The following is a 13,154-nucleotide window of genomic DNA, read 5'->3' as shown; positions in this document are numbered from 1 at the left end:
TGCCCTACTCTCCCATGGCCTTGCCAACGGCCTTCTTGAAGAACTGTTTGGCCCGGTTCAGCGGCTTGCCCTGCTTTTCCTCCTCAAGGCGAGCGAACTCGCGCAGCAGTTCTTCCTGCTCCTTGGTGAGGTCCTGCGGGGTTTTCACGTTCACCTCAACCAGCAGGTCGCCCTGCGGCTGACGGCCAATATGCGGCAGACCAAGTTCGCGCAGGCGCAGCACCTTGCCGCTCTGCGTTCCGGCGGGAATATGCAGGGTGGTCGGATCGTCGAGGGTGGGGACCTCCACAGTCTCGCCAAGGGCGGCCTGTGTGAAGTCGATTTCCAAGCGGTAGATCAGGTTCTGCCCCTGACGCTCGAAAACCTCGTCCTCCTCCACGTAGATGACCACGTACAAGTCGCCGTGGGGACCGCCGTATTCACCGGGTTCGCCCTCGCCGCGCAGGCGCAGGCGGGAGCCGCTGTCCACACCGGCGGGAATGCGCACGGAAAGCTCGCGGGTCTCAGGCACTGTGCCATCGCCCTTACAGCGCGGACACAAGGACCGGATGACCTGACCACGGCCATGGCACACCGGACACGGCACGGACACACGGAAGAAACCCTGCGACTGGACAACCTGTCCGCTACCGCCACACTGCTGGCACGTTTCCGGGCTGGTGCCCGGTTCCGCGCCGGTGCCATTGCACTCGGGGCAATGCACCTGCTTGGGGATGGTCAGGGTGACTTCGTCGCCCTTGGCCGCCTGACGGAAGGAAATGGTCAGATTGTAGCGCAGGTCCGCACCAGCGGTCGGGCGCGGACCACGTCCGCCGCCGCCACCGCCAAAGCCGAACAAATCGCCGAAGATGTCGCTAAACGACGAGAAGATGTCTTCGGAGTTGGAGAAGCCGCCGCCAAAGCCGGAACCGTTCATACCAGCATGGCCAAAGCGGTCGTAGGTGGCGCGCTTGTCGGCGTCCTTCAAGACCTCATAGGCTTCTGCGGCTTCTTTGAACTTGGTTTCCGCCTCGGCGTCGTCGGGATTGCGGTCCGGGTGGTACTGAAAGGCCAGCTTTCGGTAGGCCTTTTTGATCTCGTCCTCGCCGGCGTCGCGTGAGACGCCAAGCACCTCATAATAATCTCTTTGGGACATGGCTTACTTACTGGCAGCCTTAACGCCGACGTCTGAGAGGTCTTCCTCGGCGAGAACCTTGCCGGAGGCAATTTCACGCAGAGCAGTAACGACTTCCTTATTCTTGCACTCCAAAAGCGGATCGTAGCCCTCGCGGAACTGTTTCACGCGCTTGATGGCCATCTGTACAATCATGAAACGATTGTTGACCTGCTCCAGGCAGTCTTCGACGGTGATGCGTGCCATGTATGTCTCCTTGTTATGGCCTTGCGTCCACTTCGCAAGGCACGGGATAAACTGGTTCAGGCACCACTTCCGGCCTGCGTCAAGGCCGGAAGAAGCCCCTCCAAGTCAATCAGCATTCTGCCGTCCACGGGATAGCACTGGCTACCGGAAGACGGACGAACCCAGCACTGGCCCACAGGGAGTGCCGGGTCGCGGAAAAAGGCAATGTTCAGCTCAGCGCTGCCGGTTGTGGTGAGTGCCACATCCAGCGCCCTCGTCGCGGTGTCCGGCAACGGGGCGGGGCCAAGCTCATATTGCAGTGAAGTAAGACGCCAGAGCAGCATGTCAATACCTGCATGCTCTCTGTCGCCCATCTCGTTGACCCATCCGTCATCCCCACGCATAACGCCGTATTCCCGGCCCTCCTGCGTCAGGGAGACCTTGCTCACCGTACCGGGCAAAAACCCAAAAAGGCGGCGGTCAACAAGAGAAAAAGCATTTAAGTCTAATTTATGCAGGCCCACTTGGTCAAGGAGGAAGGATGCGGGCTGTCTGGACGAGCGCGCAAGCAGGCGTCCGCCATTCATAATGTAGATGCCAAGGTCATGCTCCGCGCCGCGCCCCTGCAAATGGATGCGCAGGTCCGGCTGGGCATCGGCGGGGACCGTCGCCTCACGCGCAACATCGGCGGTCAGCGATGAAAGGCGGTGCAGGAACAGCTCCAAAGCACTCTCCTGAATACCGTCCACGGCAAAGCGCTGTGGCCGGACAAAAACATAGCTGTCGTCCGTGCGGCGGGCTTCCCATTCGTCCCCGGCAAGGGGGCTGACCACCACCCGCTCAATGGAATCCACGTCAAACACCAACAGGCGATCATCATGGAACCACGACGCCGGGCGCAAAAACGCATCCTCAGTCCACTGCGGAAAGGCGTAGGCGTCCGAGCCATGCTCAAGGAACAGCCCCGCCGGCGTGGTGACCACATGGGCCGCGTGCGCGTCGTTGACGGAGAGAACCGCCACCGTCTCCGCCTTGTCATAAGGCAAAGCATTCGCGCTCAGGCGCTCCTTCGGGCAGGAGCCAAAAAGCATATCGGTAAACGCCGCAACACGGCGCTCATCTGCAAGCAGAGACGTCTGAAGCTCGGGGGAACGCACCCACCATGTGCCGTGCTCGCGCACAAGCGTATACCCGCCAGCGCGGCTGTGCAGGGCGATACCCGTCACATCCTTACGCTGGACAGAAGGCCACGGATGGTCCTGATCCTCAGCCCTGAAGCCAACACCCGGCCCCACAAGGAGCACGGCCATTGCCACCAAACCGGCAAAGAGCAGCAGCACCCATTTGTGCGCGCGTTTCACTCAACTCCCCCTCTTGCCGGATGCGGCGTTGAACTCTCCCCGCAGCCACTCCGGCAAAATCGGTCTTATTATGCTGCCACGTGGCAACTGTCAAGACAAATACACAAGCCTCTTGACGCAGTTTCCCATTGCGCCCCGGCCCGCCTTGTTTTATCCATTCCCAACCGAACTGGTCCGAAACCAACCCCGGCGGGCGTGCGCGTCTGCCCGGAAACCTTATAAGGATATACAAGCATATGGCACGATGGGGCAAACTCACATACGCCCAAAAGCAATGTCTGGGCGCAACGGGCAAGCTGATGCAGCAGACCGAGATGATTCAGCCCGGCTCGCGCATTGGCGTCGCGGTCTCCGGCGGCGTGGACAGCTGGGTGCTGATGAAAATTCTCACCATGCGCCAGCGCATCGTCCCCTTTTCCTTTGAACTCATGGCGCTGCACGTCAATCCCGGCTTCGACGCCACGAACCACGCTCCCCTCGTGGATTGGCTGCGTGAAAGCGGCGTCAGCGGGCATATTGAGGTCACCGACCACGGCCCCCGCGCCCACTCGGAAGAAAACAAAAAGCGCTCCGCCTGCTTCTACTGCGCCATGCTTCGCCGCAAGCGCCTCTTCGAGCTGTGCCGCGACTACAACCTGACGCACCTCGCCTTCGGCCACACCGCAGACGACCTCGCCGCCACATTTTTCATGAATATTTTCAAAACAGGCAACGTCTACGGCCTGTCCATGGCGGAAGATTTTTTTGACGGCCAGCTCAAAGTCATCCGTCCGCTTCTCTATATCGAAAAAAAGATCATCAAGAAAGCCGCGCGCGACTTCGGGCTTCCAGTATGGCAGAATCCTTGCCCTTCCGCCGGCAGCACCGAACGCAGCCGCACGCAGGACTGGATCGAAAAAACCTGCGGACACGACCCGAAAATGAAGCGAAATGTTTTGAAGGCATTGCAGCGTTGGCAGCTTGACTTGACGCTGAAAAACCAATAGTTTTTAATTGATTACCTACGTATACCGGATTTAACCCAACATCACGAAATAACAGGATTCTTCCAGAAGCCATATGCTTTTTCGGAAATATCAAATCGTCGTGTTCAAGGAAGACGAGGGCATCTCAAGCAAATTCCGCCTGCGCGGATGGATAGGGATGGCCCTTGCTGGTCTTGTTATCGCGCTTATCGCGTCCAATGTTTTTTTCTGGAATACCTTCGTCAACTACAAGACGGCGGACCGGAATCTGGACGACGCGCAAAAGACCGTTCAGGAGCAGAAAACCCAGCTCCTCGCCCTTGCGACAAAAATCAAAACGCTGGAAAAGGACCTGCTGCGCATCCGCGACTTCGACTCCAAGCTCCGCGTTATGATTAATCTGGACCAAGACCGCCGCATCAGCGATTCGCCCATCGGCGGGCCGGAATCCACGGATTTCGCCGACAGCTACCTGCCCATGCACCGGCAGGAACTCCTCGCCCGTAAGATGCACAACTTCCTGCATCAGCTCAATACCGAAGCCCGCCTCGAAGAGGTGCGCCAGCAGGAACTGATGCACGTTATCCGCAGCAATCAGGACCTCTGGGCCGCAACCCCCAGCATCTGGCCCGTCCAAGGCTGGGTGTCCTCGCCCTTTGGCGCGCGTACCTCGCCTTTTACCGGCAAACGCGAGTTCCACAAAGGCCTCGACATCTCCGCGCCCAACGGCACGCCCATCTACGCCCCGGCCAAAGGAAACGTCATCTTCACTGGACGCGACGGCGGTTATGGCCTCAGCATGATGATCGACCACGGCTCCGGCATCAAGACCCGCTACGCACACCTGCACTCCATCGCCATCAAGCGCGGACAAAAGGTCACACGCGGAGAACTCATCGCCTACGTCGGCAACACCGGCCGAAGCACCGGCCCACATCTCCACTACGAGGTTCGCCTCAACGGCGTTCCCGTCAACCCCATGCGCTACGTGCTCAACTAAGCACCCCGCGCAACACAAAGCACACCCAAACCGCCCTGCAGCACCACGCCGCAGGGCGGTTTTTTTCATCGGCAACTTGGTGTTGGTAAGGCTAAGGATGAAGGGCAGTGGTTCGAGGCAGAGGTTGGTGGCAGTGCGCCGCGGTGTGCTGCCACACGGTTGCCACCAGCACGGCCGGGTCGTAACGCCGCATGCGAGACGGGTGCTCCGCAGGTTTAAGGGCCTTGCCCTTAAAAATCCCAATATGGAGGAAGGTGGTGGTTTGAGGCAGAGGTTGGTGGCAGTGCGCCACGGTGTGGTGCCACACGGTTGCCACAGGCCAGGCCGGGTCGTAACGCCGCATGCGGGACGTGTGCTCCGCAGGTTTAAGGGCCTCGCCCTTAAAAATCCCAACATGGGGAAACGGGGGTATTTATCACTTCGTTCGCGCCGCGCCCCTGCCTACGGCCCTGCGCCCTTTGCTCCCCACCCTCGCCTCTCCTTGCGCCGCCCATCGCGCCGCCCCTCCACTCCCCCCCAAATAAAATTCTTCCCCTCTCCCGGCCAACGCTCCAACCCCACGCCACGATAGAGCCCGCCCTTTCCACAGAACACCGGTGCGTATGAACAGGATTTTTAAGGATGAAATCCTTAAACCACCGGAGGTCAAAGACTACGGCGCAACCACCAACACCAAGCCAACCCGCCCCCCGCAACGCCACACGGTTGCCTCAGGCAAGGCCGGGTCGTATCGCCGCGTGCGGGACGTGTGCTCCGCAGGTTTAAGGGCCTTGCCCTTGAAAATCCCAACATGGGGAAACGGGGTATTTATCGCTTCGTTCGCGCCGCGCCCCTGCCTACGGCCCTGCGCCCTTTGCCCCCCCTCGCCTCTCCTTGCGCCGCCCATCGCACCGCCCCTCCACTCCCCCCCCCAAAAAATAATTCTTCCCCTCTCCCAGCCAACGCTCCAACCCCACGCCACGATAGAGCCCGCCTTTTCCACAGAACACCGGTGCGTATAAACAGGATTTTTAAGGATGAAATCCTTAAACCACCGGAGGTCAAAGAGCACGGCGCAACCACCAACACCAAGCCAACCCGCCCCTCCCGTCACGCCAGACGGGTGCCACCGGCAAGGCCGGGTCGCAGCGCCGCGTGCGGGACGGATGCTCCGCAGGTTTAAGGGCCTTGCCCTTAAAAATCCCAACATGGGAGGAGGAAGGTGGGGGCTGAGGGCTACTGAAGTGGTTGGTCTTGCACTGGAAATCTGGACGCCCCCTTGCCGTGGCGTGTGATTCACCGTATGAAGAAGAAACCCCCTTCCATGCATCACGCTGGTCGACACGACGCAACCGGGAGCACGCGCCAGTGAAGCATCCGAGCATTGCCTACCTTGTCACGGAAGACTGGTATTTCTGGAAACACCGCGCCCCACTTGCCCGCGCCGCGCAGGCGGCTGGGTATGACGTGCATGTTATTGCCGCCCCGGGCGCGCATGTGGATGCCATCCGCGAGGCCGGCTTCACGTACCACCCGCTGTCGCTCCACCGGCGCAGCACCAACCCCCTGCGCCAACTGACGGCCATCCGCGCGCTGACAGCGCTGTACCGCGAAATCAATCCGACACTAGTGCACCACGTGGCCTTAAAGCCCATCCTTCTGGGGTCCGCTGCCGCCCAGCGCGCCGGGGTGCGGCATGTGGTGAATGCTGTGACCGGCCTTGGATACGTGTTCACGCGCGGCGGGCTGAAGCGAAGCGCGCTGCGCCTGTGCGTGTCGCGCTGGCTGCGCACGAGCCTGCACCCGGCCGGAACACGCGTCATTTTCCAAAATCCTGACGACATGGGCCTCTTTATTGCGGAGGGACTTGCGCGGGAGGAGCAGGCGACGCTTATCCCGGGGTCTGGCGTGGACACCTCGCGCTTTGCGCCGACGCCGGAGCCTGACGGAGCTCCTGTTATTCTGTTTGCGGCGCGCATGCTGTGGGACAAGGGTGCGGGTGAACTTGTAAAGGCAGCGCGACTGCTGCGGCTACTGAAATTACCGTTTCGCATTGTGCTGGCGGGGCGTCCTGACGAGGACAACCCCGCGTCCATTTCGCAACACACCCTGCGGGAATGGGCCAGCCAGCCGGATATTGAGTGGCAGGGCTACGTGGAGGATATGCCTGCCCTGCTTGCCCAGTCCCACATCGCCTGCTTGCCGACGACATACCGCGAGGGCGTGCCGCTGTCGCTGCTGGAGGCCGCCTCTGCCGCGCGGCCCATCGTGACGACGGATGCGCCGGGGTGCCGGGATATTGTCCACCACAATGTGAATGGCTTCCTTGTGCCGCCGCACGATGTGGAATCGCTGGCTGACGCGCTGGTCCGGCTTGTGACGTCCAAACGCCTGCGCGAGCAGATGGGGCTGGCGGGCCGCGAGCGTGTGCTTGATGGATTCTCCGTGGAGGCCGTCACCCGCCGCACACTGGCGCTGTATGAAGAAATGCTCGCAGGCGAGCACGAACGGAGCGTGGCATGACCCCGGCGCCGCGCGGACTGGTCTGCGTAACCGGAGCCAACGGGTTCATTGGCCGCGCCACGGTGGGCCGCCTGCTGGACGCCGGATACCGGGTGCGCGGCATCGTCCGGCGCCCACTGCCGCCTGTTGCGCCAACGGCGCCCGCTGACAAATACGAGCAGACCGAAGTGCCGGATGTTGGTCCGGAAACGGACTGGAGCGCCGCCCTGACGGGTGCGGACGCCGTCATCCACCTTGCCGCGCGCGTGCATAGAATGGACGAAAGCGGCGACGCGGCGGAAGCGGCCTTTGCGCGGGTGAATGCCAGCGGCACAGGACAACTGGCGGCGCAGGCGGCGGAGCATGGAGTGCGCCGGATGACCTTCATGAGCACGGTGAAGGTACTAGGTGAGGGCGGCCCGCGCGTCTTAACAGACAATGACCAGCCAAACCCGCAGGACGCTTACGCCCGCTCCAAGCACGACGGCGAAATGCTCCTGATGAACACGGCGCAGGGGACGAAACTCAGCGCCATTATCCTGCGCCCGCCGCTGGTGTACGGCCCCGGCGTTGGGGCAAACTTTTTACGGCTGATGAAGGGCATTGAGCGCGGCATCCCGTTCCCCTTTGGTTCCGTGGACAACCAGCGCAGCCTTATCTACGTCCATAACCTTGCCGACGCGCTTGTGGCCAGCCTTGGGCCGTCGCAGGGGACGGGAACGGCGTACCTTGTCAGCGACGGGCTGTCCTTTTCCACGCCGCACCTTATCCGCGCCATTGCGGATGCGCTGCATACGCGCGCCTACCTGACGCGTATGCCGCCATTCCTGCTCCGGGGTCTCGCGCGGATTGTGGGCAAGGGCGCGACCATGGACCGCCTCATCGGCTCCCTGACGGTTGACTCTTCACGATTCTGCAACGACTTCCAGTGGTCGCCGCCCTTCTCACCGCAGGAAGGGCTGACGGCCACCGCCGCATGGTACGCGGCGCACACCACCCGCGCCGGAGGGGCAGGGCATGGCGTATAAGCTGGCGCTGTGCGCCGTTGCCGCCCTTGTGTCCTTTGCCCTCACGGGCTGGTTTCGGCGCGCGGCCCTGCGCCGCAACGTGGTGGACATCCCCAACGCCAGAAGCTCCCACACCACACCAACCCCGCGCGGCGGCGGACTGGCTTTTATCATTGCCTTCGCCACGGCTCTCGCCATAGACGCAGCACTGGGCGGAGTCCTCTCCACCCTGTCCTTGCGCCTGTCGCTGGCGGTGCTTGCGCCGCTGGTCCTGCTGGGCTGGCTGGACGATACGCGCGGGCTGTCCGCCATCGTGCGCCTGCCCGTGCACATCGCTGTGGCGACGCTGGCGTGCATCGCCCTTGGGCCACTGTCCCTGCCCCTTCTGCCGCAGGAAGGAATGTGGAGCTTTGGCGCATGGACGGTGAGCATCCTTGCGGTCACCGCGCTCATCAATTTCTATAACTTCATGGACGGCATGGACGCCCTTGTGGCGGGCACCAGCGCCGTGTTCTTCACTTTTTGCGCCGTCAGCATGAACCAGCCCGCGTGGATTCTGCTTGCGGCGGCGGTGGTGGGCTTTCTGCCATGGAACCTGCCGCCCGCGAAAATCTTCATGGGCGATGCGGCCAGCACGTTCCTTGGCGGGTCGGTGTCGCTTGCCCTGCTGCATACGCCATCCACGCATGCCACCGCGGGCATGATTGCCGTCACCTTGCCCATAACGCTTGATGCCGCCTACACCGTCTGCCGCCGCCTGCTGCGGGGGGAGAATATCTTCCGCGCCCACCGCTCCCACGTGTACCAACGCCTGCATAGCGACGCGGGGTGGTCGCACGGACGCGTCAGCCTTGCCTACGCCGTGGTCAGCATTGCGGCCGCCTTCGCTGTAACCATGTGGCCGAAATTCGGCTCCCTGTGGTGCCTTGGCGGCGCGGCCCTACTCATCGCCCTTGCCGAAGCACGCATCCGCGCGCAGAAGTTGAAAATCCGGTAACACCCTTTCCCATCTTTCTGATATACAAGGAGCATAGGCCTGCGTTCTGCGCCGTGATGCCCCTTCACCACGCCGCACTGGGCGCCGCCCGCATACACGGACACAGCGCGAAAGCACCGCAAGAGAGACAGCACACGACCACACCAGCCAGAGAGGTGACGGCTCCGTGATTCAGCAGCTCCGGTCCATCAACTTCTACATCCTGATTCTTCTGGATGCCGCGCTTGTGATTGCGGCGCACGCCCTTGCGTACTTGACGCGGTTCGAGTTCGCCGTACCCGCCGTGCATCTGGAGCAGTTCACGTCGGTTCTGCCCGTGCTGGTGCCGCTGAAGATCGCCTGCTTTTTGTACTTTGACCTCTACAAGGGCATGTGGCGCTACACCAGCCTGCCGGAGCTTGTGGACATTGCCCGCGCCACCACCGTGTCCACGGTACTGCTCCTCGCCTACATCGTATTTTTCCGGAATTTCCAAGGCTTCTCGCGCTCGGTCTTTATCCTGGACTGGGTGTACACCATGGCCTTTGTGGCCGGAGTGCGCATCGGCATCCGTATGGTTTACGGCACGGGCTTTGTGACCCTGTCGCGGGTGCTGCTTCCGCGTCCGGGACAGAATCCTGACCAGACAACCTGCGTGCTGCTGGGCGCGGGCAAAGCCGGGGAAACCCTGCTGCGCGAGAGCCAGTCCAACCGCGCTTCGGACCTGCGCATCGTCGCCATCTTTGACGACGACAAGAGCATGCACGGGCACTCCATCCACGGCGTGCCCGTGGTGGGCGGGCTAGACGCCCTGCCGGAGTGGAAGCGCATTGAAAAGTTTGGCGTCACCGACGCGCTCATCGCCCTGCCCGATGCCTCGGGCGAAGAGATACGCCACCTGATGACGCTGTGCGAGCGCGCGGACCTCGCCTGCCGCCGCATCCCGTCGCTGACGGACATCGCGGGCGGGCGCGTTTCCATCAAGGACCTGCGCGACGTCGATTACAAAGACCTGCTGGGCCGCCAGCCCGTCTCGCTGGATGACCGCAAAATTGCGGGCTACCTGCGCGGCAAGGTCGTGCTGGTCACGGGTGCGGGCGGTTCCATCGGGTCCGAGCTCTGCCGCCAAATACTCGCCTACGGCCCCAAGCGCCTGCTCCTGCTCGACGCCAGCGAATACGCCCTCTACACCATCCAGATGGAGCTGGAGCACGAGCGCGATTTCCACGACTACGAAACCCTGCTGGGCAGCCTGTGCGACGAGGCGTGGGTGAAGCACATCATCACAGCGCACAGCCCGGACGTTATCTTCCACGCGGCGGCGTACAAGCATGTGCCGCTTCTGGAGGCCAACCCGTGGCAGGCTGTGTACAACAACATCCTTGCCACAAATGCCCTTGTGTCTACGGCGGTCAAGCGCGGCGTGCCGCGCCTGCTCATCGTCAGCACGGACAAAGCGGTTCGGCCGACCAACGTCATGGGTGCGTCCAAGCGCGTCACGGAAAAAATCATGCAGGCGCACTGCGGCAACGGTACGGCCATGATGGCGGTGCGCTTTGGCAACGTGCTGGGGTCCACTGGCTCGGTTATTCCGCTGTTCCGGCGGCAAATCGAACACGGCGGTCCCGTCACGGTGACGCACCCCGACGTGGTGCGCTATTTTATGACCATTGAGGAAGCCTGCCAGCTTATCCTGCAGGCGGGCAGCATGGGGGAAGGCGGGGAACTGTTTGTGCTGAACATGGGCCGGCCCGTGCGCATAGCGGACATGGCGGCGGACCTTATCCGCCTGTCCGGGCGCGAACCCGGAACGGACATCGAACTGCGCTACATCGGCCTGCGCCCCGGAGAAAAGCTCTATGAGGAGCTCATCACCGAAGATGAAGGCGTTGTCCCCACGCAGCATGACAAAATAATGGTCCTGCGGGGCCAAACCTGCGACGTGCTCACCCTCACCCGCCACCTTGAGGAATTGCGGCAGGCCGCGGACTCGCGCGATCCGGAGCGAATCCGCCAAAAACTTGGCCATCTGGTGCCCGAATACCACCCCGAAAAGGCAGGCTGACGCCGCCGGATAAGCAACCACGCGGCGTCTCAACTGCGGCCCGGAAACTGGCGCGAGTCTTGCTTATCCAGCCGCATGGACATCTTCAACTTCGACCCCGCGACATTTTTCAGCTTTCTCCTGACCCTGTTCCGGGTCAGTCTTATTCTCTTTGTCCTGCCCTTTTTTGGCGGCAACTCGGTGCCGACCACGGTTAAGGCAGCATTGTGCCTTGTCCTGAGTTACGCTGTGTGGCCTGCGCTGTCGTTTACGGGCGTGATGTTTCCGCGTCATCCCTTCGACATTGCGCTGATGATTTTTGGCGAGCTGCTCATTGGCCTTGTGCTGATGCTGGTTGTGCGCTTTCTGTTTGCCGCCGTGCAGATGGGCGGCCAGATTATTGGCTTCCAGATGGGCTTTGCCATGATCAACATCGTCGACCCGCTGACGGGCAGTTCCGTGGTCATCACCTCGCACTTTCTGTACATGACCACCCTGCTCACCTTCCTGAGCCTGAACGGCCACCTGTATTTGATTCAGGGACTGGCCGACAGCTTTGCCATCATCCCGCCCGGGGGCCTGCTTATTACGCCGGAGCTTGGCGAAGGCCTCATGAAGCTGGCGGGAAGCATCTTTACCCTTGCCGTCCGCATCGCCGCGCCGGTCATGGCCGCCCTTTTCATGGTGGACCTTGCCCTCGCCCTCATTGGCCGCGCCGCCCCGCAGATGCACGTGCTCATCCTCGGCTTTCCCATCAAGATTGCTGTTGGGTTCTTCTTCCTCGGCATCCTGTTTACCTATCTGGCGCAGCACGTTTCAACGTTCATCGCCGGTATGGGGCCCATGTTCCACCACCTGCTGCGCACCATGGCCGGCTAGCCGCGCCGCGCAAAGCACACAGGACGTTACGAAATGGCGAAAGATCCGAGTAAAACAGAAGAGGCGACACAAAAACGGAAAAACAAGGCCAGAGAAGAAGGCAATGTCGCAAAGAGCCAGGAGCTCAGCAAAGCGACAATCCTTCTGGGTGGTCTTATTGGTATGTACTTCTATATTGGCGTCATCGAAAAGGAACTGATGTCCGTCTTCACATGGTTCTGCGGCGAGGGGCTGAGCTTTCAGATCACCGAGCAAAGCGTGTATTCGCTGTTTGTGGACATGTCACAGCGCCTTGCCCTCATGCTGCTGCCCACATTTGCCATCCTCGCCGTAGTGGCCTTTGCCACCATGCGCATGCAGGTAGGCCGTCTGTGGACCACCAAAGTTTTCGTTCCCAAGCCTGAGAAGACGTTCAACCTTGCCTCAGGCCTCAAGCGCATCTTTGCCGACCCCAAGGTGCTGGTACGCCTCTTCAAAAGCATTATGCAGGCGCTGGCCATTGGTATTGCGCCCTACATCGTGCTGAAGACGGAGCTTACACACCTTGCGCCGCTGTTCTTCTCCAACGCGCAGGGCGTGGCCAGCTACATCCTGTCCATCGGCCTCAAGATGTGCATCTACGCCCTTATTCCCATGCTCATCATCGGCATTGCCGACACGTGGTACACGTTCTGGGATTACAAAGAGAACCTCAAGATGAGTAAGCACGAGGTCAAGGACGAACGCAAACAGGCCGAAGGCGACCCGCTGGTCAAACAGCAGCAGCGCGAGAAGATGATGAAGTCCATGGCCAGCCGCATGCTCCAGCAAGTGCCGGAGGCGGACGTGGTCATCACCAACCCCACGCACATCGCCATCGCCCTCAAATACGACGCCATGGAAGCCCCAGCGCCGCTGGTTCTGGCCAAAGGCGTGGACCACATGGCGGAAAAGATCAAAGAAGTCGCCCGGGAAAACAACATTCCCATCCGCGAAAACAAGCCGCTGGCACGGGCTTTGTATAAATCAGTAGAAGTTGGGGACGTCATCCCCGAGGAAATGTACCAGGCAGTGGCCTCAATACTGGCCCAGATATTCAAGAACCGCCCCCGCTAGCCTGAAA

11 protein-coding genes are annotated in these 13,154 nt (G+C 61.4%); 8 read left to right on the top strand and 3 right to left on the bottom strand.

Annotation, left to right across the window (positions count from 1 at the left end; all coding sequences use genetic code 11):
• Positions 1-4: 4 nt before the first annotated feature.
• The 3 genes from dnaJ to ACYQ2T_RS06575 are packed head-to-tail and all read right to left on the bottom strand — an operon-like array spanning position 5 to position 2,700.
• Positions 5-1,135 (bottom strand): molecular chaperone DnaJ, encoded by a 1,131-nt coding sequence (gene dnaJ / locus ACYQ2T_RS06585; RefSeq protein ID WP_459899447.1) that lies wholly within the window; start codon positions 1,133-1,135, stop codon positions 5-7.
• Positions 1,136-1,138: 3 nt separating this feature from the next.
• Positions 1,139-1,360, bottom strand: coding sequence for a DNA-directed RNA polymerase subunit omega (gene rpoZ, locus ACYQ2T_RS06580; RefSeq protein WP_404844646.1), 222 nt, complete (start codon positions 1,358-1,360; stop codon positions 1,139-1,141).
• Positions 1,361-1,416: 56 nt separating this feature from the next.
• Positions 1,417-2,700, bottom strand: a complete 1,284-nt coding sequence (locus ACYQ2T_RS06575; protein WP_459899445.1) for a hypothetical protein — start codon at positions 2,698-2,700, stop codon at positions 1,417-1,419.
• A gap of 236 nt (positions 2,701-2,936) precedes the next feature.
• Between ACYQ2T_RS06575 and ACYQ2T_RS06570 the strand changes: the two genes are divergently transcribed.
• The 8 genes from ACYQ2T_RS06570 (at position 2,937) to flhB (ending at position 13,147) form a co-directional block, all read left to right on the top strand.
• Entirely contained in the window at positions 2,937-3,686 is a 750-nt protein-coding gene (locus ACYQ2T_RS06570; protein WP_459899443.1) for a tRNA lysidine(34) synthetase, read from the top strand.
• A gap of 73 nt (positions 3,687-3,759) precedes the next feature.
• Positions 3,760-4,665, top strand: coding sequence for a M23 family metallopeptidase (locus tag ACYQ2T_RS06565; RefSeq protein WP_459899441.1), 906 nt, complete (start codon positions 3,760-3,762; stop codon positions 4,663-4,665).
• A gap of 1,347 nt (positions 4,666-6,012) precedes the next feature.
• Positions 6,013-7,167, top strand: a complete 1,155-nt coding sequence (locus tag ACYQ2T_RS06560; RefSeq protein ID WP_459899439.1) for a glycosyltransferase family 4 protein — start codon at positions 6,013-6,015, stop codon at positions 7,165-7,167.
• On the top strand, positions 7,164-8,174 hold the full coding sequence (locus ACYQ2T_RS06555; protein WP_459899437.1) for an NAD-dependent epimerase/dehydratase family protein: 1,011 nt from the start codon (positions 7,164-7,166) through the stop codon (positions 8,172-8,174). The genes ACYQ2T_RS06560 and ACYQ2T_RS06555 overlap by 4 nt, the downstream gene beginning before the upstream one ends.
• Positions 8,164-9,150 carry an MraY family glycosyltransferase gene (locus ACYQ2T_RS06550; RefSeq protein WP_459899435.1) on the top strand — a complete coding sequence of 329 codons (987 nt, stop codon included), beginning with the start codon at positions 8,164-8,166 and terminating at the stop codon, positions 9,148-9,150. The genes ACYQ2T_RS06555 and ACYQ2T_RS06550 overlap by 11 nt, the downstream gene beginning before the upstream one ends.
• A 166-nt stretch (positions 9,151-9,316) precedes the next feature.
• Positions 9,317-11,194, top strand: coding sequence for a polysaccharide biosynthesis protein (locus tag ACYQ2T_RS06545; RefSeq protein WP_459899433.1), 1,878 nt, complete (start codon positions 9,317-9,319; stop codon positions 11,192-11,194).
• Between the two features lie 75 nt (positions 11,195-11,269).
• A complete protein-coding gene (gene fliR / locus ACYQ2T_RS06540; protein WP_404844638.1) occupies positions 11,270-12,052 on the top strand; it encodes a flagellar biosynthetic protein FliR in 783 nt (260 codons plus the stop codon).
• Between the two features lie 33 nt (positions 12,053-12,085).
• Positions 12,086-13,147: a flagellar biosynthesis protein FlhB gene (gene flhB / locus ACYQ2T_RS06535; RefSeq protein WP_459899431.1), complete on the top strand. Its 1,062-nt coding sequence runs from the start codon at positions 12,086-12,088 to the stop codon at positions 13,145-13,147.
• Positions 13,148-13,154: the final 7 nt, after the last annotated feature.

The sequence above is a fragment of the Desulfobaculum senezii genome (genome assembly GCF_054657395.1).
This window is presented reverse-complemented; position numbering and strand designations above follow the sequence as displayed.

Excerpts from the sequence above, each read along its gene's own strand:
- dnaJ (WP_459899447.1), bottom strand. The coding sequence starts at position 1,135 with ATGTCCCAAAGAGATTATTATGAGGTGCTTGGCGTCTCACGCGACGCC.
- rpoZ (WP_404844646.1), bottom strand. The coding sequence starts at position 1,360 with ATGGCACGCATCACCGTCGAAGACTGCCTGGAGCAGGTCAACAATCGT.
- ACYQ2T_RS06570 (WP_459899443.1), top strand. The coding sequence starts at position 2,937 with ATGGCACGATGGGGCAAACTCACATACGCCCAAAAGCAATGTCTGGGC.
- ACYQ2T_RS06565 (WP_459899441.1), top strand. The coding sequence starts at position 3,760 with ATGCTTTTTCGGAAATATCAAATCGTCGTGTTCAAGGAAGACGAGGGC.
- ACYQ2T_RS06555 (WP_459899437.1), top strand. The coding sequence starts at position 7,164 with ATGACCCCGGCGCCGCGCGGACTGGTCTGCGTAACCGGAGCCAACGGG.
- ACYQ2T_RS06550 (WP_459899435.1), top strand. The coding sequence starts at position 8,164 with ATGGCGTATAAGCTGGCGCTGTGCGCCGTTGCCGCCCTTGTGTCCTTT.
- fliR (WP_404844638.1), top strand. The coding sequence starts at position 11,270 with ATGGACATCTTCAACTTCGACCCCGCGACATTTTTCAGCTTTCTCCTG.
- flhB (WP_459899431.1), top strand. The coding sequence starts at position 12,086 with ATGGCGAAAGATCCGAGTAAAACAGAAGAGGCGACACAAAAACGGAAA.